Annotated in this window: 18 protein-coding genes, 1 tRNA gene and 1 pseudogene; 9 read left to right on the plus strand and 11 right to left on the minus strand. The window is 40.2% G+C overall.

Annotation, left to right across the window (positions count from 1 at the left end; all coding sequences use genetic code 11):
• The first annotated feature begins 9 nt into the window (after positions 1–9).
• The 5 genes and pseudogenes from DQL14_RS08435 (at position 10) to DQL14_RS01365 (ending at position 4653) form a co-directional block, all read left to right on the plus strand.
• Positions 10–1490 (plus strand): annotated as a pseudogene (locus tag DQL14_RS08435) (HNH endonuclease).
• Entirely contained in the window at positions 1460–1885 is a 426-nt protein-coding gene (locus DQL14_RS01355; protein WP_108169578.1) for an SMI1/KNR4 family protein, read from the plus strand. Before DQL14_RS08435 ends, DQL14_RS01355 begins: the two are co-directional and overlap by 31 nt.
• Before the next feature lie 23 nt (positions 1886–1908).
• A complete protein-coding gene (locus DQL14_RS01360) occupies positions 1909–2235 on the plus strand; it encodes a hypothetical protein (protein WP_231952869.1) in 327 nt (108 codons plus the stop codon).
• Positions 2228–2656, plus strand: a complete 429-nt coding sequence (locus DQL14_RS08810) for an ATP-binding protein (RefSeq protein ID WP_331837354.1) — start codon at positions 2228–2230, stop codon at positions 2654–2656. Before DQL14_RS01360 ends, DQL14_RS08810 begins: the two co-directional genes overlap by 8 nt.
• Positions 2657–2754: 98 nt before the next feature.
• Complete coding sequence (locus DQL14_RS01365) at positions 2755–4653, plus strand: FtsK/SpoIIIE domain-containing protein (protein WP_331837355.1); 1899 nt, start codon at positions 2755–2757, stop codon at positions 4651–4653.
• Positions 4654–4709: 56 nt separating this feature from the next.
• On the opposite strand, the gene DQL14_RS01370 is transcribed toward DQL14_RS01365, so the two are convergent.
• The 10 genes from DQL14_RS01370 to glmM form a co-directional block, all read right to left on the minus strand.
• On the minus strand, positions 4710–5507 hold the full coding sequence (locus DQL14_RS01370) for an urease accessory protein UreD (protein WP_108169580.1): 798 nt from the start codon (positions 5505–5507) through the stop codon (positions 4710–4712).
• Positions 5507–6106, minus strand: coding sequence for an urease accessory protein UreG (gene ureG / locus DQL14_RS01375; protein WP_000238761.1), 600 nt, complete (start codon positions 6104–6106; stop codon positions 5507–5509). Before ureG ends, DQL14_RS01370 begins: the two co-directional genes overlap by 1 nt.
• A 28-nt stretch (positions 6107–6134) precedes the next feature.
• Positions 6135–6854: an urease accessory protein UreF gene (locus DQL14_RS01380; protein ID WP_111735918.1), complete on the minus strand. Its 720-nt coding sequence runs from the start codon at positions 6852–6854 to the stop codon at positions 6135–6137.
• 68 nt (positions 6855–6922) lie between these two features.
• The gene (gene ureE, locus DQL14_RS01385) at positions 6923–7435 is read right to left on the minus strand and encodes an urease accessory protein UreE (RefSeq protein WP_000583042.1); all 513 of its coding nucleotides are present in this window, start codon (positions 7433–7435) and stop codon (positions 6923–6925) included.
• A gap of 1 nt (position 7436) precedes the next feature.
• The gene (gene ureI, locus DQL14_RS01390; RefSeq protein WP_108169582.1) at positions 7437–8024 is read right to left on the minus strand and encodes an acid-activated urea channel protein UreI; all 588 of its coding nucleotides are present in this window, start codon (positions 8022–8024) and stop codon (positions 7437–7439) included.
• Positions 8025–8244: 220 nt separating this feature from the next.
• Positions 8245–9954, minus strand: a complete 1710-nt coding sequence (gene ureB, locus DQL14_RS01395) for an urease subunit beta (RefSeq protein WP_000724287.1) — start codon at positions 9952–9954, stop codon at positions 8245–8247.
• A gap of 3 nt (positions 9955–9957) precedes the next feature.
• Positions 9958–10674, minus strand: a complete 717-nt coding sequence (ureA, locus tag DQL14_RS01400; RefSeq protein WP_000779223.1) for an urease subunit alpha — start codon at positions 10672–10674, stop codon at positions 9958–9960.
• Positions 10675–10925: 251 nt separating this feature from the next.
• Positions 10926–11001, minus strand: a tRNA-Val gene (locus DQL14_RS01405).
• Between the two features lie 18 nt (positions 11002–11019).
• Positions 11020–11493, minus strand: coding sequence for a signal peptidase II (lspA, locus tag DQL14_RS01410; RefSeq protein ID WP_108169583.1), 474 nt, complete (start codon positions 11491–11493; stop codon positions 11020–11022).
• Positions 11487–12824, minus strand: coding sequence for a phosphoglucosamine mutase (gene glmM, locus DQL14_RS01415; protein ID WP_108169584.1), 1338 nt, complete (start codon positions 12822–12824; stop codon positions 11487–11489). The genes lspA and glmM overlap by 7 nt, the downstream gene beginning before the upstream one ends.
• Before the next feature lie 89 nt (positions 12825–12913).
• On the opposite strand from glmM, the gene rpsT reads away from it, so the two are divergent.
• The 4 genes from rpsT (at position 12914) to DQL14_RS01440 (ending at position 17580) form a co-directional block, all read left to right on the plus strand.
• A complete protein-coding gene (gene rpsT / locus DQL14_RS01420) occupies positions 12914–13183 on the plus strand; it encodes a 30S ribosomal protein S20 (RefSeq protein ID WP_108169585.1) in 270 nt (89 codons plus the stop codon).
• A gap of 109 nt (positions 13184–13292) precedes the next feature.
• The gene (gene prfA, locus DQL14_RS01425) at positions 13293–14351 is read left to right on the plus strand and encodes a peptide chain release factor 1 (protein WP_108169586.1); all 1059 of its coding nucleotides are present in this window, start codon (positions 13293–13295) and stop codon (positions 14349–14351) included.
• Positions 14352–14764: 413 nt separating this feature from the next.
• The gene (locus tag DQL14_RS01435) at positions 14765–15547 is read left to right on the plus strand and encodes an outer membrane protein (RefSeq protein ID WP_108169587.1); all 783 of its coding nucleotides are present in this window, start codon (positions 14765–14767) and stop codon (positions 15545–15547) included.
• 251 nt (positions 15548–15798) lie between these two features.
• The gene (locus DQL14_RS01440; RefSeq protein ID WP_108169588.1) at positions 15799–17580 is read left to right on the plus strand and encodes a dentin sialophosphopreproprotein; all 1782 of its coding nucleotides are present in this window, start codon (positions 15799–15801) and stop codon (positions 17578–17580) included.
• A 275-nt stretch (positions 17581–17855) separates the two neighbouring features.
• Here DQL14_RS01440 and tlpC read toward each other — a convergent pair whose 3' ends face one another.
• Positions 17856–19877 (minus strand): methyl-accepting chemotaxis protein TlpC, encoded by a 2022-nt coding sequence (gene tlpC, locus DQL14_RS01445; RefSeq protein WP_108169589.1) that lies wholly within the window; start codon positions 19875–19877, stop codon positions 17856–17858.
• Between the last annotated feature and the right edge of the window lie 140 nt (positions 19878–20017).

Here is a 20017-nt window from a genome sequence, read left to right on the forward strand (position 1 = left end):
GGGTGGTTTATGGCTGAATGGAAAACGGACACAGAAGAAGTCAAAGAGGTTGTTAGAAGATGCAGGGATTTTAAAGAATCCCTGCAAGAAAAAAGGTGTGGTGGTTTTATCAAAGACCTTGATAGTTACGCGCTAAAAATCATAGTGGAGCGCAGAAAAATTGAAATGCAATTGGAAAAAGCCATAGGAGAATTAAAAAAAGCCATAAAAAAGCGAAAGGGCTTTTGGGGATCTGTTTTAGATTTTTGTGGAGGTGTTTGTGATGCAGTCTCGACTATTTTCCCTCCTGCTAAATTAGGCGCTGAAGCTTGTGAAAAGGGCTTAAACCTTATGGAAGACAATATAGAAAGATGGGAACACAATGTAAGGTTATTAGAACGAATGCTTGAAATCTACTCCACTCAAGCCAAAGCGAGCGTGGAGCTTGTGGAGGGGACTTGGGAGAGCGTTAAAAAGAGGTTGCACTTTTATACTGATAAGCACTAGGAATTTATCAAGCGTTTGAACTATGCGAGTGCGGCGATAGATAATGAATGCAACTTTCCAACCCCAGGCGTTTTAATGGAATACGATTTTGAAAGCCCTAAGATTGCTTATAGCCCTAAAAAAAGCGTTTTTAATGAGCGATTGAAGGATTTGAGGGAAGATTTTAGCACTTCTTTATACGCTGATTGGAAAGACAAGATCAACGCTTTTTCTCATAGGGAACGCGCTAAAGCCTCTAAAGAGCGAGAGTTGGAAAATTTAGAGGATTTGATGGGTGCATCTTCTTATGATGAAAACCCTAACGATGAACTGGATCGCATGGCAAGCTCTAAAGAACAAGAATTTGAAAAGAGTTTAGAGGATTTGATGCCAAGCGTTTTAGGCGTGCCTTCTTATAACGAAAGCTTGACTCTAGCCAAAAAGCATTGCGTTAAAAATTGTAAGAAAGCTTTAGAAGGTTTTACAGAAAAAATCAAAGAAGCCCCCAACGATTCAAACGCTATCAATGAAGCTTTTGATAATTTAGAAACAGAGTTGGAGCGCGCTACGGAAAATTTGAGTCAAAAAATCGATCCCATTTTAGAACGCAATGAAAATTATACGCAAAAAGCGTTGGAGTATAGGGAGTTTTTAGAAAGCCGTAAAGAGGGCTTTATTGTAGATGAAAAAAACCCCTATCCGGAAGAAGTCAGCTTTAATGAGTGGCGTTTGGCGGAATTTGATAGCGTTTTTAGCGCCATTGTGCCTTTAGAAGATTTAAATAAAACCGCATGCGCTCATCATGCCCTAAAGGCTTTACAAGCTGTGCTTAAAGACAACGATTTGGGCTTTGATGCGACAGATTTGGAACAAATCGCAAAAGGTTCATCCCTAGGGGTTATTTATGGCATTTTGACGCGAATGTTTTAGGGAATGTGGCGTTGGTGAGAGAAGAATTATTATTAGGCGTGAAACACACGAAAGGATACAAACTATGGGAGAAATTCCTGCAAACACAGAACTGAATTGGGAATTTGTAGAGCCGCTCAATAACAATGCGTTGAACGGGTTAGAAGAGCGATTAAAAATAGGCTTTAGCGATGCGTTTAAGGACTTTATCAAACGATCGAACTATGGTTTTAGCCAATGGCGTTATTTCATGGTGGGCAGTGAATCCTACATGTTCAAACATGTTTTGAACTTCAATTTAGAGGGCAAGGGCTTATTGATTGATTTCATGCAGAGCTTAAAAGAATGGTTAGAGCCTGAAGAAATCATTTTTGCTAATGACGGGTATGGGGGGTATTATCTTTGGAATACCACCACTGATGTGGTGCTGTTTTTAGACACCGATAATGGTTCAAAAAAAGCGCTATTAAATCTTAAAATGTTTTTAAAAAAATTGGAATCAAGGGGTTAAAATGTTTTCTCAATGAAGTTTTTTTGGAGGGTTGCACCAATGAGTTAAGAAGGATTTGCGACTATTTCGTAGAAAACGCCATGCAAGATGATTTAGGGCAGAAACTTAAAAGTGAGACGCTAGAGAAGATGCTAAAAATCGCGCATGACTTAGAAAATTTAGAGCAGGACACTCAATACCAAAAAAGAAAAATCAACGAGCAAATTGAAGAAGCCAAGCGTTTGGAGAAGCAAATTGATATGAATTTCCATCCATCAAGCGAGATCGATAGGCTTATGCGTGAAGCCAAAGAGCATGAAAGAGAAGCCAAGAGGCGCTATAATGAATATCTTAAGGATAAAGATGATTGATGTGAATGGTTTATTAAAAGAACTGGACGATGCCTTAGATAAAGTTGTTGCTAAAAAAGAGCCAGAGAGTTTTCTCAAGCCGATCGCCTCACAAATAGAGGAGTATCAAAAGAGTATCAGGCAAATTCAAGCACAATTCACAGACGCGCCAAAGTTCAATGAAGAGGGCGCTTACCCACAATTTTTAAGATGTGGTTTATTGGAAATTAAAGGCAAAAATGGCGCTAATATGGAATTTTTATTGCCTAAAGTTTATCCTTTCCCCCCTAAAAGCTTGTATATAGAGCATGAAAAAGACGGGCAGTTTTTGAGAGAAATGCTCATGCGCTTACTCTCCAGCACGCCTTTAGTGCAATTGGAAGTGATCTTAATTGATGCGTTGAGCTTGGGGGTATTTTCAATCTGGCCAGAAGGCTTTTAGATAAAAACAATGACTTTATTTACCAGCAAAGGATTTTAACTGAAAGCAAGGAAATAGAAGAAGCCCTAAAGCATTTGTATGAATATTTAAAGGTTAATTTGCAAGAAAAATTGGCCGGCTTTAGAGATTTTGCGCATTATAATGAAACCGCCAAAGACCCCTTGCCTTTAAAAGCGCTTTTTTTAAGTGGGGTAGATGCTTTGAGTAAAGACGCGCTTTATTATTTGGAAAAGATCATGCGTTTTGGCTCTAAAAATGGGGTTTTGAGCTTTGTCAATTTGGAGAGCGAGAAAAATAATCAATCCGCAGAAGATTTGAAAAAACATGCGGAGTTTTTTAAAGATACGACAAGTTTTGAACGCTTAAAATACCTTAGTGTAGAAGTGATCAATGATCATGGTATCCAACCCCAGCACATGCAAGACTTCGCTGATAGAATCAAAGCGTATTACAGGCAAAAAAAAGAAGTTAAAAGGGAATTGAAAGACTTACAAAAAGATAAAGAATTTTGGACTAAAAGCTCTCAGTATGAAGTGGTTGTGCCGGTAGGGTGGGATATTAACCATAAGGAAGTGTGTTTTGAAATCGGTAACGAACAAAACCACACGCTCATTTGCGACCACAGCGGGAGCGGGAAATCCAATTTCTTGCATGTGTTGATCCAAAATTTAGCTTTCTACTACGCGCCCAATGAAGTCCAACTCTTTTTATTGGACTATAAAGAGGGGGTGGAATTTAACGCATACACAGATCCGATTTTAGAGCATGCGAGGTTGGTGAGCGTGGCGAGTTCGGTAGGTTATGGCATGAGTTTTTTAAGCTGGCTTTGTAAAGAAATGCAAAAAAGAGCCGATCGGTTCAAACAATTCAATGTGAAAGATTTAAGCGATTACCGCAAACATGAAAAAATGCCCAGACTGATCGTGGTGATTGATGAATTTCAGGTGCTTTTTAGCGATAATAAATCCACTAAAGCGGTAGAGGGGCATTTAAACACCCTGCTTAAAAAGGGCCGTAGCTATGGGGTGCATTTAATTTTAGCCACTCAAACCATGCGCGGCACTGACATCAATAGAAGCATTATGGCTCAAATTGCTAACTGCATCGCTTTGCCTATGGATGCAGACGACAGCGCTAAAATTTTGGACGATGATGTAGCTTGTGAGCTTGTCAGGCCAGAAGGCATTTTCAACAACAACGGAGGGCATCAAAAATACCACACCAAGATGAGTATCCCTAAAGCCCCTGATGATTTCAAATCTTTTCTCACAAAAATACACGCTGAATTTAACCAAAGAAATCTCGCATCCATAGATCGTAAAATCTATAATGGCGAGACACCTTTAAAAATGCCCAACACCCTTAAGGCTAATGAAATGCGTTTGCATTTGGGCAAAAAAGTGGATTATGAGCAAAAGGACTTGATAGTGGAGTTTGAAAACAACGAATCGCATTTGTTGGTGGTGAGCCAAGATTTAAACGCTCGCATCGCCTTGATGAAACTTTTCGCTCAAAATTTCAAGACTGCCAACAAAGAGTTGCTCTTTTATAACGTCGAAAAACGCCTTGTGAGGGAACTTGATGAATTGAAAAAACACCACATCACGCCCATGCAAGGCTCTCTAGGGAGCGTTCTAGACACCGCTATGAACCCTAATAGCGTGCTGATAATAGACAATTTAAACGAAGCCAAAGAGTTGCACGACAAAATAGGGGTGGAAAAATTAAGATCGTTTTTAGAAAAAGCCACAGACAACGAGCAGTATTGCATCATCTTTGCGCACAATCTCAAACAAATTCAAGCTAATTACGATTCTGTCAAGTTAAAAGAATTGTTAAACAACCACTTCAAACAACGCCTGGCCTTTAAGTGTAGTAGGGAAAACTTAGGGGCTATCACAAAAAACGATTTACCTTCATTAACAAACAAACTCAACGCACTATTTGTAGAGCTTTCTAAAGACAGCTATACTGAATTCAGACCTTTCAGCTTATAGGGTCAAAAAAGGGGGGGTTAAAAAGACTAAAGGGATTTAATCTTTTTGAAGCGCTTTTAAATCTTTTGCGTGATGGTTTGCGTGGTGAGGCGAGCGATTTTTTCTCTTAAATGCAACAAGGGTTCTGAGCCTTTCGCTAAAGCTTTCACGCATAAATGAGAACTAGCAATCTCGCTCACGGCTCCATCCACTCCTTCGCTTTCTTCAATGCATTCTCGCACACCAGAGAGCTCTATGGGGCAATTGACAAGCACCAAATTCAAATAATGCGTATAGCCATCAAACATGCACATGTTATTCATGTCGGTGGTTTTGGGATCTAAAATCGTATTATCATAATAGATCGGTTGGTTATCTTTTAAAATAGAGATTTTAGTGTGCAAGCGGTTGAATTGGAACAACTCGTTTCGCGCCACTCGCCCTGCGACAATGATTTCACTATAAAGCAATTGAGAGCTAGAGCGTAAAGAAATCGTGGTGTTGCCCTTAAAATGCGCGTTTTCAAAGGGGATTAACGGGAAGGGCGCGAAGTCCAAAAAGGCGTTTTCCCCCACAACGATATGCATGTCTCTGCTGGCAAACCCGTCTTCAGTGTTATGGATTTTTTCAAAGGATTGCGAAGTGATCCTTAGCTTGCAATTTGGACCGATGCTTAATTGCACATCTTGTGCATCGCCTTTCATTAAACCAGGGCTTACCGCTAAAAGCATGATTTCAGCTAAATCGTCTTTAGGGTAAAAGGGTGCCATGAGCTTAAAGGGGGGCGTGAAGAAATTGTCTTCAATCACGCACCGCCCATCAGCCCCTATTTTGGTTTTTAACCTGAGCTTGGATTCTTGAGCGTAAGTGTTCATCAATCTTCCAATAAAGCGTTGTGCTTGATCCAAGCGATCACATCGTCTAGGCCTTCTTTAGCACGGATATTCGTAAAAATGAAAGGCTTTTCGCCGCGCATTTTTTTAGAATCCCTTTCCATGACTTTCAAGTCCGCTCCCACATAGGGGGCTAAGTCAATTTTATTGATGACAAGCAAGTCTGAGCGCGTGATTCCTGGCCCGCCTTTTCGGGGGATTTTATCGCCCTCAGCCACATCAATCACAAAAATCGTAAAGTCCGCTAGCTCTGGGTTGAAAGTCGCTGAAAGGTTGTCGCCTCCGCTTTCAATCAAAAGCAATTCCAAATTAGGGAAACGGCCATGCATTTCTTCTACGGCTTCTAAATTCATGGAAGCGTCTTCTCTAATGGCCGTGTGCGGACAGCCTCCCGTTTCTACGCCAATAATCCTCTCTCGTGGCATCACCGAATTTTTACACATAAACTCTGCGTCTTCTTTAGTGTAAATATCATTAGTGATGACCGCCATGTCGTAATCCTTTGACATGTGGCGCGTTAAAGCTTCAATCAAGGCGGTTTTACCGCTTCCTACAGGACCACAAACTCCAATTTTTACCATAAAATTCCTTTCAATTTGAGATTAAAATTCAAGACATATAAAGGCGCGAGTATAAACTCTCATGCTGCATCGCCTTAATGTCGTTTTGAACGCTTGCTGCGCACAAGTGGCTTTCGTCTAGTTCTAGGGTTTTTTCTATGAGCTGGTTAAAAGGGCTTTGCAAGCTCAATAAGATTCTTTGCCCATCGTTTTGGGATAAGGGGACGCTTTTAACGCAGTTGATCACCATGTTAGAAGTTTGCGCATAAAGATAATGCCTTAAAGCCTTTTTCAATTCAATCCCCAAACTCGCCGCAAAAACGCCATAGCTAGTGGCATGGGTTGGATCTTTGGTTTTTTGAGCGTAAGCGTTAAAAAAGGCGCCCATGTCTAATTCGTTCATGGCTTGTAAGGTTTTAATGAAACGATTGCCTAGCTTTTGATTGGCTAATCGTAATTCCATGGGGCTTGTGGATAGCGTAATCACTTCTTCAACCCCTAAAATTTTTTTTAAGTCTTGTTGGAGAGTGCTTTCATAGGTTAATTTCAAGCTCAGCATTTCCGTGTAAAGGAACTGGCTAGAGAGATTGGCTTTTAAATACTCTAAAGCGCTTTCTTTATTGCTAACCTTTTTTTGCTGGATGTAAGTTTCTAGCCCAAAAGAATGCGTGTAAGATCCAATGGGGAACACCGCATCATTGACTTGTAAGATCAGAAATTCATTATCCATATGAGCATGGTTGTCTGCCTTTGGAGTTTTTGGGGGCATGCCCACGCTTTTTTTTAGTGCTTTTCACGATTTTTCCTTTATCCATTTGTTATTTTTCTATTTCTTTTCTATTTTACGACCACTTTAAAATCGCTTGCTAGTGAGACCTTAAAATTAGGCTCACTATGGGGCATGCTCACGGTTAAGCGTTCTTTGGAATCCAATTTTGAACTTAAAACACGATTTTGAACCCCTAGCTTTTCTAGTAACGCTAGTGTGGGCTTTTCAAATGGTGTTTTAAATTCAAATTGAGACTCGCCATAGTATAAAGCCGCATGGCGGTTTCCTATTTCGTAGCATATTTTTGCTACTTCTGCCACGCTCTTAGCTTGGATGTGAATGACTTCAGAATCCAAGATATTAACGGCGATAATTTCCTTCTCTTCTTTAAATAAAATATCCCCTTGAGAGAGACCCAACTTGGGAGCGTCTTTAAGGCGTATGGCTATGTCTTTGCCTTGCCTGGTTTTAAAGCGAGCGATCTTCTTCCTCGTTTCAAACCATTCTAAATCCACATAATCCACGCTGAAATCCAAGGGGTTTAAATCCCTTAGATTGCCTATTAAACGCTCTATGATCATCTCACACCCAGTGTTGGATAAAGAGTAACCAAGCAGGGATCCAAGCGGTTAAAATACCCTCAATGATAGTAAGCCATGGAGTGAATTTCCCTAAAGGGATTTTCAAGATGTTTTCAATGAAAGCGGTAAGCCACAAAACACCCCAAGCCAACCAAATGATCGCCCACCAATCGCCTTCAGTGATGCCTAACACTTTGTGGTCATCAAGCATATCGCTATAGTGGGATAAAATCGCAGCAGGAATCGCGTTGATCGCTACGAATAAGCTATACCAAGAATAAGGCCTCCAATCCAAACCAAAAGTGTGGTTGATAGCCGCATACAAGTAGGTAAAACCGAACAATAACCCAGTCGCTGGCCCATAGAAATTAGTCAAATGGTGCGATACTTGAGCGATATCTTCAGCACCTTCTACAGGGGCTGTAGGGTTGAGAGCGGAATAAGTGATGACAACCACATTACAAACAATGGAAAGCCCGCCCACAAAAAAGTTCATCACCGCAGTGCTTTTAGGATCGACTTTGGTTAACCCGCAAATCCCATTGCTGATTAAAACAATCCCAACATATAACAATACAAGTCCTAGCATTGCCTTTTCCTTCCAAACAAAAATTTTTACAACAAACGCACCTTACGAATAACTTTTGTTGCTTGAGCTAATCATAAAGAAAAATAGTAAATTGACAAAAAATAAAAACAAAAAAAGCCCCCAATTTTTTGATAAACAAAAAATCAGAGAGCTAAAAACTAAGGATTTAAGGAGGAACGCTCCTTAAAATCCTAGAAAATTAAAAATCCTAGAGAAAATCCTAGAAAATGCTAAAGAGTTGAGCCAAGCTCACTTTATTGGCTGGTTTAGAAGTTACTTCTTTGCCATCCACGAACACATGGTAAGTTTCAGGATTGACTTCAATGTGAGCGGTAGTGTCGTTGAATTGCATGTCTTTTTTAGTGATGTTTCTGCAATTTTTTACCGGCAACACTTGTCTTTCAAGCCCTAATTCTTCTTTAATGCCTTTGTCATAAGCCGCTTGAGACACAAAAGTGATGTTTGCATCGTATTTAGCTTTACCATGATGAGCGAACATTTCTCTGTAATAAACCGGTTGTGGGGTAGGGATAGAAGCGTTCGCATCACCCATTTGACTCAATGCAATGAATCCGCCTTTGATGATCATGTTGGGTTTCACACCAAAGAATGCTGGACTCCACAATACCAAGTCAGCCACTTTGCCCACTTCTACAGAACCGACATACTCGCTAATCCCATGAGCGATCGCTGGGTTAATGGTGTATTTAGACAAGTAGCGTTTGATCCTGAAGTTGTCGTTATCGCCTTTTTCTTCTTTCAAGCGGCCAAATTCTTTTTTGTTTTTGTCAGCTGTTTGCCAAGTTCTGGTGATAACTTCACCCACACGACCCATAGCTTGAGAGTCAGAACTGGTGATTGAGAAAATCCCCATGTCATGCAAAGTGTCTTCAGCCGCAATGGTTTGAGGGCGGATCCTTGAATCAGCGAACTGAACATCTTCTTTAATGCTTTTATCCAAGTGGTGGCACACCATAAGCATGTCCATGTGTTCGGCTTCTGTATTCACGGTGAAAGGGATAGTGGGGTTAGTGGAAGCAGGTAGAATGTTGTGTTCACCGGCCACTTTAATAATATCAGGAGCGTGTCCGCCGCCAGCGCCTTCAGTGTGGAAAGTGTGCATAGTGCGTCCGGCAATGGCTGCCATAGTGTCTTCCACGCAACCGGCTTCATTCAAAGTGTCTGTGTGGATAGCGACTTGCACATCGTATTTGTCTGCAACATCTAACGCATGATTGATTGCAGAAGGAGTGGTACCCCAGTCTTCGTGGATTTTAAAGCCAATCGCACCAGCTTCAATTTGATCGGCTAAGCTCGCATCGTTAGAAACGTTACCTTTAGCCAAGAAACCAAAGTTCATAGAATATTCTTCAGCCGCTCTGAGCATGAATTTTAAATTTCTTCTGCCTGGAGTGATAGTGGTTGCGTTAGTGCCATCAGCAGGGCCAGTTCCGCCACCAATCATGGTTGTTACACCGCTTGCAAAAGCTGTAGGGATTTGTTGGGGGGAGATGAAGTGGATGTGTGTGTCAATACCACCAGCAGTTACGATCAAACCTTCACCGGCTAAGGCTTCAGTAGCAGGACCCACGCTAAGATTGTTTTTAACGCCATCTTGCATGTCTTTGTTACCGCCTTTACCAATGCCAGCGATTTTGCCATCTTTAATACCAATATCCGCTTTATAAATACCGGTGTAATCCACGATTAAAGCGTTAGTGATGATTAAATCCAGTTCTTCTTTGCTAGGATTGTTAGATTGGCTCATGCCTTCTCTTAGGGTTTTACCGCCACCGAATTTAAGCTCTTCGCCATAAATGGTGTAGTCATGTTCTACTTCAGCGATCAAGTCTGTATCGCCCAATCTCACTTTATCGCCTGTAGTAGGGCCATACATAGAAACATATTCTTTTCTGCTAATCTTTTTCATTTCTTACTCCTTAATTGTTTTTACATAGTTGTCATCGCTTTTAGCGCCATGAAAACCACGCTCTTTAGCTCTGTGTAAAGCAATTTTTTTGCTTTCGTTGTCTGCTTGCCTATCAACCAACGCGTTAAATCCAAAGATTCTCCTGTTACCGCCAATGTCAATCAATTCTACGGATTTTTCTTCGCCAGGTTCAAACCTTACTGCTGTCCCGCTCGCAATGTCTAAGCGTTTGCCGAAAGTTTTTTCTCTGTCAAAGTCTAAGCATCTATTCACTTCAAAGAAATGGAAGTGTGAGCCGATTTGAACCGGTCTGTCGCCAACATTTTTAACTTTCACGCTAACGGCTTTTTTGCCTTCGTTGATAGTGATGTCTTCATTTTTTAAGAACAACTCACCAGGAACTAATTTACCATTGGCCTCAATAGGGGTATGCACGGTTACGAGTTTAGTCCCATCAGGAAACATCGCTTCAATACCCACTTCATGGATCATGCTTGCCACGCCATCCATCACATCATCCGGTTTTAAAAGAGTGCGCCCTTCTTGCATCAATTCAGCCGCAGTCTTTTTACCAGCTCTCGCTTCTTCCATAATATGGGCACTAATCAAAGCTACCGCTTCTACATAGTTAAGCTTAATGCCTTTTTCTTTGCGTTTTTTAGCCAATTCTCCAGCGTAGTGGAGCATCAACTTGTCTAACTCTTTTGGGGTGAGTTTCATCTCATTCTCCTATTCTTAAAGTGTTTTTCCTTGAAGACATAACGAAATCAAGGTTGGATGTAATTGTAGCAATGTTTTGATTTACTAAGATTAACAGAAGCGTTCATTAACTAATTATTATTTAAAATGAATTAGTGTTATAGTTTTGAAGCGTTATAAAAGCGTTATTGGAAGCGCATTTAATACCCTTTAGAATCATTTGATAAAATCAAAAACTCGCAAAAAAATGAGAATTAAAATTGGAGTGATAATGGTGGCCACGACTGGACTTGAACCAGCGGCCACTACCATGTCAAGGTAGTGCTCTACCAACTGAGCTACGCGACCTTTTATTATAATGGGTGATTATGCCTTAATTTTGTTTTGTTTTTGCTTAAAAAAGAATTGTCTTAACAATAAAACGCCCACGCCCACATCTATCATGACATCAGCGAAATTAAAAATGGCAAAATCAAACCCATAATGATAATACACATAATCCACCACACCCCCATGCACAAACCGGTCTAAAACATTAGAAACCCCAGCGCCAAACACCATGCCAAACTCTATGGCATGGCTTTTAAAAAGCTCCTTTTGGCGCATTAAAAAGATAAAAAGCCCTAAAATCAAAAGGATTTGCAAGTATTTCAAACCCCCCTCTAAAAAACTGAGTAAGGAAAACGCCACGCCTTTATTGAACACCAAAACAATATCTATAACCAAACTTTCATAGCGAAACCCCTCTAAAATAGCGTGTTTAATCGCTTGATCCACGCCAAAAATAAGAAAAAAAACCCCTATAAAAACCAACAGGCTTTTTTTAGTGGTTTTTAGCACAAATGCCCTTCAAAAAATTCTTTCAATTCTTGCATTTTGGATTCTAAAAGCTTTTCATCTTTAGCTTCTAAAAGGATTCGTAATTTGTTTTCAGTGCCGCTATAACGGATCAAATGGCGGATTTCTAGCTTGTCTAATTCTTTTAAAAGAGCGCTATAACCTTTCAGGCTTTCTAAAGGAGGCTTTTTTTGGATATTCAAATTCACTAGGTTTTGAGGGTATAATTCAAAGGGGTTTAACGCAACAGAGCTCACTTGCTTACTTTCTAACACAAGTGCACTCACTTGCAAAGCGCACACCAAACCATCGCCGGTTTTAGCGTAATCGCTAAAAATGATATGCCCGCTTTGCTCGCCTCCAAAATTGGCTTTGTTCAATCGCATGCATTCGCTCACAAACTTATCCCCAATCGCGCAATGCTTCAATTCTAAATCTTGGGATTTTAGGTATTCTTTAAGGGCTAAATTGCTCATGCTCGTAGCGACAATTGCTTGAGAAGAAAGGGCGTTTTTAGACTTTTGATAAACCCCTAACACCCCTAAAAGCTTATCCCCATGCACGATATTCCCTAAATTATCCACCACCACTAGCCTGTCAGCATCGCCATCAAAAGCAAAGCCTAGATCCGCGCGGTATTTTTTCACTTCCTGGCTCAACTGGTTGGGGTGTAAAGCCCCACATTGCTCATTAATGTTACACCCATTAGGCTCATCATTAATCACTAACACATCAGCCCCAAGCTCGCTAAAAACGACCGGAGCCACCTTATAAGCCGCGCCATTAGCGGTATCTAGCACGATCCTTAAACTCTGTAAATTCAAATGTTTGGGGAAAGAGTGTTTCAAATGCACGATATAGCGCCCTATGACATCATCTATCCTTTTAGCGCTACCGACGCTCTCGCCCACTTTATAGCTAGAATGCAGTAATCCTTCATCATGAAAGATTTCTTCAATCGCTCTTTCTTCTTCTTCTTTAAGCTTATAACCATAAGAATTGAAAAACTTAATGCCATTGTCTTCAAAAGGGTTGTGGCTCGCGCTTATCATAATACCCGCATCACAGCGCATGTCTTCGGTTAAAAACGCGATCGCAGGGGTAGGCATAGGCCCTATTTGAATCACATTATAGCCTATGGAAGTTAAAGCGCTCACTAAAGCGTTTTCTACCATATAGCCGCTTTTTCTGGTGTCTTTACCAATTAAAATTTTATTCGTTTGAGAATGTTTTTTAAAATACAACCCGGCAGCAATGCCTAAACGCATCACAAACATGGGGGTGAGTTTCACCCCTGCTTTACCCCTCACGCCATCAGTCCCAAAAATTTTCATCGTTATAAAATACCTTTTAAACTATTTTTAATCAATTTTTAGATAGAATTATGCCAAATTTTATATTACAAAGGGATTAAAACAAGGCTATGGCAAATCATAAGTCCGCAGAAAAGCGAATCAGACAGACCATTAAAAGAACCGAACGCAACAGGTTCTATAAAACTAAAATTAAAAATATCGTTAAAGCCGTGCGTGAAGCGGTCGCTGTCAATGATGTAACAAAAGCTCAAGAGCGTTTGAAAATCGCTAATAAAGAGTTGCATAAATTTGTCAGCAAAGGGATTTTAAAGAAAAACACCGCTTCTAGGAAAGTCTCAAGGCTTAACGCTTCAGTGAAAAAAATCGCTCTCGCTTAGTTTTGGAGCGTTTTTGACTTCTTTAGCTCAGTAATGGGTTTTTGTTATTGGGCTTCTTTTTAAGTTTTGCGTTTTTTAGATTGTTGCATCTTTTTATAGGTAGTCTTGCATGTCTATTCTAGCTGAAAAGCTTTCTTCCATTCTCAAACGATACGACGAACTCACAGCCTTGCTTTCTAGCGCTGAAGTGATTAGCGACATTAAAAAACTCACCGAATTGAGCAAAGAGCAAAGCTCTATTGAAGAAATCTCTGTAGCGAGTAAAGAGTATTTGAGCGTTTTAGAGGGTATCAAAGAAAATAAAGAGCTTTTAGAAGACAAAGAATTGAGCGAACTGGCTAAAGAAGAGTTAAAAATTTTAGAAATCCAAAAAAGCGATCTAGAAACTGCCATTAAGCAACTCCTTATCCCCAAAGATCCTAACGACGATAAAAACATTTATTTAGAGTTAAGAGCCGGCACGGGGGGCGATGAAGCGGGCATTTTTGTAGGGGATTTGTTTAAGGCGTATTGCCGTTATGCGGATTTGAAAAAATGGAAAGTAGAGATAGTGAGTTCTAGCGAAAACAGCGTAGGGGGCTATAAAGAAATCATCGTTTTGATTAAGGGCAAGGGCGTGTATTCAAGGCTCAAATTTGAAGCAGGCACGCATCGAGTCCAAAGAGTCCCTGAAACAGAATCTCAAGGGCGTATCCACACTTCCGCTATCACAGTAGCGATCATGCCTGAAGTAGATGATGTGGAAGTTTCTATCAACCCTAGCGATTTAAAGATTGAAGTGTTTCGTGCTGGCGGGCATGGGGGGCAATGCGTCAATACCACAGACTCTGCGGTGCGCATCACGCACCTTCCCACCAATATCAGCGTGAGCATGCAAGATGAAAAATCCCAGCATAAAAACAAGGATAAAGCCCTAAAAATCTTAAAAGCGCGCCTTTATGAAAAACAAATTGAAGAGCAGCAACTCGCTAACGCCAAAGACCGAAAGGAGCAGGTGGGTAGTGGGGATAGGAGCGAAAGGATCCGCACTTATAATTACCCGCAAAACCGCTTGAGCGAACATAGAATCAATTTAACTCTGTATAGTTTAGAAGAAATCATGCTTTCAGGGAATTTAGATGAAGTGATTAACCCTTTAATCGCTCACGCCCAAAGCCAGTTTGAATGAGGTTTTTACACGATACGCCCAAAAGCGATAAAACACCCAAGCCTTTTTTAAGACAGCCACCCGCTACTACCAAAAACCCTAACATGCTCTAAATTTTCGCCCCACAAAAACAGCGTAAGAGCTTCCATAAAATCTAGTTAAATATAATTTTAAATTCTTTATATATATAAATACATTTTTAAAAAATAAAACGATTTATTTAACCCATTCTTAACAAAAAATTCACTTTTTTGTGATATAACTCCAAAGCTCAATATTTGTAAGAGCGAATTGTATTCTGTAGAAGCGAATGTATTCAAGGACAACTCTCAAATTTTGATAGCTCCCTATATTTTTGCACCATAGCATGAATACAATAAAAGAATGCAATAAAAAAAGAAATCCTTAGAATTTCTCACATTAAGGAGTTTTAAATGAAAAAGGTTTTTTTAGGTATGGCGTTAGCCTTTAGTGTGTCCATGGCAGAAAAAAGCGGCGCGTTTTTAGGAGGGGGGTTTCAATATTCTAATTTAGAAAACCAAAACACCACCCGCACCCCAGGTGCTAACAATAACACCCCGATAGACACTTCAATGTTTGGCAGCAATCAAGTAGCTCCAGCCCCTCAAGCCCAGGCAACCTACACGCCAAGCGTGATCAACACCAATAATTACGGGCAAATGTATGGGGTAGATGCGATGGCAGGGTATAAGTGGTTCTTTGGCAAAACCAAACGCTTTGGCTTTAGATCTTATGGATACTACAGCTATAACCATGCGAATTTAAGCTTTGTGGGGAGCCAGCTTGGAATCATGGAGGGCGCGTCTCAAGTGAATAACTTCACTTATGGCGTGGGCTTTGATGCGCTCTATAACTTCTATGAAAGCAAAGAGGGCTATAACACAGCAGGGTTGTTCGTGGGCTTTGGATTAGGAGGGGATTCGTTTATCGTTCAAGGAGAGAGCTACTTGAAATCTCAAATGCACATTTGCAACAACACCGCCGGCTGTTCAGCGAGCATGAACACAAGCTACTTCCAAATGCCTGTGGAATTTGGTTTTAGGAGCAATTTTTCTAAACACAGCGGGATTGAAGTGGGCTTTAAATTGCCTTTATTTACCAACCAATTCTATAAAGAAAGGGGCGTAGATGGATCGGTAGATGTGTTCTATAAAAGAAATTTCTCTATCTATTTTAACTACATGATCAACTTCTAAGCCTTTCTCTTCTTTCCAACAGAGGGTTTTCTCTCTGTTGGTTTCTTTTTTCTTTTTTTGTGATATTTATTTTGTTGTATTGGGGGGGGTTAGGTTTTTGTTTAAGAAAGTTTTTTAAAACTAAAAAAGCGCTTAAAACAGAACCTTTTGTTTTGGGATTTGATTTTTTACTTTGGCTTGTTTTTTAAAAGTCATTTTGATTTCTAAAAATAGTCTATAATGCTCGCAAGAGATATTTTTTAAGGTTATGAATGAAAGCTATAAAAATACTTTTTATAATGACACTCAGTTTGAACGCTATCAGCGTGAATAGGGCGTTGTTTGACTTAAAAGATTCGCAATTAAAAGGGGAATTAACGCCAAAAATAGTGGATTTTGGGGGTTATAAAAGCAGCACCACAGAGTGGGGAGCTACGGCTTTAAACTATATCAATGCGGCTAATGGCGATGCGAAAAAATTCAGCGCGCTAGTGGAAAAAATGCGCTTTAACTCTGGCATCTTGGGGAATTTAAGAACGCATGCGCGTTTAAGGCAAGCCCTAAAATTGCAAAAGAATTTGAAATATTGCCTTAAAATCATCGCTAGGGATTCTTTTTATAGCTACCGCACCGGTATTTATATCCCCTTAGGCATTTCTTTAAAAGATCAAAAAACGGCTCAAAAAATGCTCGCTGATTTGAGCGTGGTAGGGGCGTATCTTAAAAAACAGCAAGAGAATGAAAAGGCTCAAAGCCCTTATTACAGAAACAACAACTATTACAACTCTTACTATAGCCCTTATTACGGCATGTATGGCATGTATGGAATGGGCATGTATGGAATGTATGGCATGGGCATGTATGATTTTTATGACTTTTATGATGGTATGTATGGATTCTACCCTAACATGTTTTTCATGATGCAAGTTCAAGATTACTTGATGTTAGAAAATTATATGTATGCGCTCGATCAAGAAGAGATTTTAGACCATGACGCTTCTGTCAATCAACTTGATGCGCCCACTGATGATGACAGAGACGATAAAGACGATAAATCTTCGCAACCAGCAAATCTCATGAGCTTTTATCGTGATCCCAAATTCAGCAAAGGCATTCAAACCAACCGCTTGAATAGCGCTTTAGTCAATTTAGACAACAGCCGCATGCTCAAAGACAATTCGCTTTTCCACACTAAAGCCATGCCCACTAAAAGCGTGGATGCGATAACTTCTCAAGCCAAAGAGCTTAACCATTTAGTGGGGCAAATCAAAGAAATGAAGCAAGATGGGGCGAGTCCTAGTAAGATTGATTCAGTGGTCAATAAAGCTATGGAAGTGAGGGACAAATTAGACAATAACTTGAACCAACTAGACAATGACTTAAAAGATCAAAAAGGGCTTTCAAGCGAGCAACAAGCTCAAGTGGATAAAGCCCTAGACAGCGTGCAACAATTAAGCCATAGCAGCGATGTGGTGGGGAATTATTTAGATGGGAGTTTGAAAATTGATGGCGATGATAGAGACGATTTGAATGATGCGATGAGTAACCCTATACAACAACCCGTGCAGCAAACGCCTATTAGCAACATGGCCAACACCCATGCAAATGACAGCAAAGATCAAGGGAGTAATGCGCTCATAAACCCTAACAGCACCACTAACACCGACGACACTCACACCGATGACACTCACACCGACACTAACACCACAAACGATGCCAGCACCACTGACACCCCCACTGACGATAAAGATGCTAGCGGCATGAACAATACCGGCGATATGAATAACACGGATACCGGCAACACGGACACCGGCAATACGGATACCGGTAACACTGATGATATGAGCAACATGAACAACGGCAACGATGATGCGGGTAACGCTAATGACGACATGAGCAACGGCAACGACATGGGCGATGACATGAACAACGCGAACGATATGAACGACGACATGGGTAATGGCAACGATGACATGGGCGATATGGGGGATATGAACGACGATATGGGTGGCGATATGGGAGACATGGGGGATATGGGCGATATGGGGAATTGAGATTAACCCTCCAATATCAAAGATTGATAGCCAAAACTTTAAGGAATATTTTTATCCCACTAGCACGAAAAATTCCGTCCTTTAGGGTACAAGATGCAAGCGTTTAGCCGTTAGGCTATATTCAAGCTAAAAGATGACAAAATACCTCTAGTCTTTTTAGGCTAGAAAATGCCCATGCAGGCTTTAAAGAGCCTTTTATATTAGCGTTCGTTAGGGCGAAAGCCCCTTGCTTTAGGCGGTTTTATATTTTAGACGCTCAAAATTAAAAGCAGAAATTAAAATTTCTTCTTGCTCACGTCTTCTAAAATATCTTGGGAGATCCCATCAATTTTAGTGCTGACTTGTAAAGAATGATTAGCGATAGTCAAATTATCCTGCACATCTTGTTGCAAGGCGTTAATGGAATTGTGGATGTTTTCTACGCCCTTGTTTTGCATTTTAATGGATTCAGCGTTATCGGCAATGCTTTGAACTAAAATATTGATATTGGCTTCAATCTCGCTGAGCGATTTTTGCGTCCTTTCAGCGAGCTTCCTCACCTCATCAGCCACCACCGCAAAGCCTCTGCCATGCTCGCCAGCCCTTGCGGCTTCAATAGCAGCGTTTAGGGCTAAAAGATTGGTTTGATCAGCGATGTCTCTAATCATATCCACCACGCTTTTAATGTCTTCGCCTTGAGAGATCATCTCTTGGCTTTTAGAATCAATGGTTGTAATAATATTAGTGATTTCTTCTAAGGATTGGGTGGTGTTTTTCAGGCTTCTTTCTTGTTTGTGAGCGGTTTTGGTTAAGTTATCCACGCAAGTTTTTAAATCTTTGGATTCATGATTGAGCGCGTTCGCAAACCCTAAAGAAGCTTTAAGCATGCTAGAAATTTCTTGCCCTAAAGTGTTGAGCGCTTTTTCCATGTTGGCTTTAGGATTTTGGATGTGGTGGGTGAAATCCAGGTTTTTATAATGCTCTAGGGCGTTATTTAGGGATTCAATATTGGCGCCAATTTGGTTGCGAAAATACTGGATAATGCTATTAATCGTATTTCTTAAAGCTTGCAAATCTTTATTTTTAGGCACGCATGCGATTTCTTGCGTGAAATCCCCATTTTCCACATAATTTGTTACTTCAATGCTGTTTTGAATGGCTTTGTTATCGGCTTGAATGCTTTCTTGGGTTTTAAGAATGTTTTCATTGATAGAAGCTTGCATTTGCCCGATTTCATCATAAGCGCTTGGGGGCGTTAGGCTTATGGCATGGTTATTTTTGGGGTTATTAAGCAAGTTGAAAAAATCATTTAGGGTGTTATTGACCCTACTGATGCGTTTGGTTATGAGATTGGAAACGATGATAAAGACTAAAAAGGCTAACACCAGCACGCCTAAAATCAAAGTGGTGATAATAATGAATTTGGTGTTTGTCGCTTCTTTAAAGACTAAAGATTTATTGACATATTTCCCAATTGCCCAACGCCAATGATTGCCGTTATTCCCTTTTTCTTCAAAAAAATCAAAGGGCTGTATGGCTAAAAAGGTTTCTGTATTCCCGCTCAATGAATGGTAGCTCAAAGTGCCCGCTTCGTTTTGATTGTAATACTCCACAGCTTTAGCGACTCTTCTATCCGGATTGATAGCGCTTAAAATCTTGTCTTGGATCTCACGATTAGGGCTGATTAAAAGCCTGCCATCTTTCCCCATTAAAAAGGTGTTGCTCTTTTTCTTGCCTACCACATCGGTATAAAAAGCGTCAATGTTTAAAAAGAAATTCAGTGCGCCTATAATCTTTTGATTCTTACCCATTAGGGGGAGGGTAATATCCATGCCATAGATTTTATCGCCATTAACCTCTTTATAATAGGGATCTGAACGGGTTATACTTTTGAGCGAACGGATTTGGTTGGTCATGTTTTCATTGAGCGTGGTATTAGGGTAGGCGATTTTTGAATCCATGTTCATTGCAGTGATGACTCGTTCGTTATTATTCGTATAAATCGCGCTAACCAATAACACATGAGGGTTTGCTAACAAAAACTCAGAGAGCATGCGCCTTTTTAGGGTGTCATTAATAGCGCTATTTTCATCGCTTAAAAATTTTTCAAGGGTGTTAGCACCCATAAAAATGCGCTTAATGATGCCTTGAATTTTAAAACTGACTAACTGAGCTTTTTTTTGCAGCAATTCTGTGGCTTGGCTTTGCAACACGCTTTCAACCTTGTAGCTGATAATAACGCCCATAACAGCGCTAATGACAATAACAACCGCACACACCATCATGACAATTTTAGAACCAATTCTTGTAGATTTCATTCCCTTTACCCTTTTAAAACTATTGATAGAGAACGATTATTATATATTAATTTTGAAATTTTAATAAAACAAGAGAGAACAAAAAGTAGAATAAAAGAGAGCCAAAGCCCCCCCAAAGGAGAGGCAAAAAGAAATAAAAA

Source organism: Helicobacter pylori NCTC 11637 = CCUG 17874 = ATCC 43504 = JCM 12093, assembly GCF_900478295.1.
GTDB lineage: Bacteria > Campylobacterota > Campylobacteria > Campylobacterales > Helicobacteraceae > Helicobacter > Helicobacter pylori.

Excerpts from the sequence above, each read along its gene's own strand:
- rpsT (WP_108169585.1), top strand. The coding sequence starts at position 12,914 with ATGGCAAATCATAAGTCCGCAGAAAAGCGAATCAGACAGACCATTAAA.
- ureB (WP_000724287.1), bottom strand. The coding sequence starts at position 9,954 with ATGAAAAAGATTAGCAGAAAAGAATATGTTTCTATGTATGGCCCTACT.
- DQL14_RS01355 (WP_108169578.1), top strand. The coding sequence starts at position 1,460 with ATGGGAGAAATTCCTGCAAACACAGAACTGAATTGGGAATTTGTAGAG.
- ureI (WP_108169582.1), bottom strand. The coding sequence starts at position 8,024 with ATGCTAGGACTTGTATTGTTATATGTTGGGATTGTTTTAATCAGCAAT.
- DQL14_RS01380 (WP_111735918.1), bottom strand. The coding sequence starts at position 6,854 with ATGCCCCCAAAAACTCCAAAGGCAGACAACCATGCTCATATGGATAAT.
- ureE (WP_000583042.1), bottom strand. The coding sequence starts at position 7,435 with ATGATCATAGAGCGTTTAATAGGCAATCTAAGGGATTTAAACCCCTTG.
- DQL14_RS08810 (WP_331837354.1), top strand. The coding sequence starts at position 2,228 with ATGATTGATGTGAATGGTTTATTAAAAGAACTGGACGATGCCTTAGAT.
- DQL14_RS01435 (WP_108169587.1), top strand. The coding sequence starts at position 14,765 with ATGAAAAAGGTTTTTTTAGGTATGGCGTTAGCCTTTAGTGTGTCCATG.
- ureA (WP_000779223.1), bottom strand. The coding sequence starts at position 10,674 with ATGAAACTCACCCCAAAAGAGTTAGACAAGTTGATGCTCCACTACGCT.
- glmM (WP_108169584.1), bottom strand. The coding sequence starts at position 12,824 with ATGAAAATTTTTGGGACTGATGGCGTGAGGGGTAAAGCAGGGGTGAAA.
- ureG (WP_000238761.1), bottom strand. The coding sequence starts at position 6,106 with ATGGTAAAAATTGGAGTTTGTGGTCCTGTAGGAAGCGGTAAAACCGCC.
- DQL14_RS01440 (WP_108169588.1), top strand. The coding sequence starts at position 15,799 with ATGAAAGCTATAAAAATACTTTTTATAATGACACTCAGTTTGAACGCT.
- prfA (WP_108169586.1), top strand. The coding sequence starts at position 13,293 with ATGTCTATTCTAGCTGAAAAGCTTTCTTCCATTCTCAAACGATACGAC.
- DQL14_RS01370 (WP_108169580.1), bottom strand. The coding sequence starts at position 5,507 with ATGAACACTTACGCTCAAGAATCCAAGCTCAGGTTAAAAACCAAAATA.
- tlpC (WP_108169589.1), bottom strand. The coding sequence starts at position 19,877 with ATGAAATCTACAAGAATTGGTTCTAAAATTGTCATGATGGTGTGTGCG.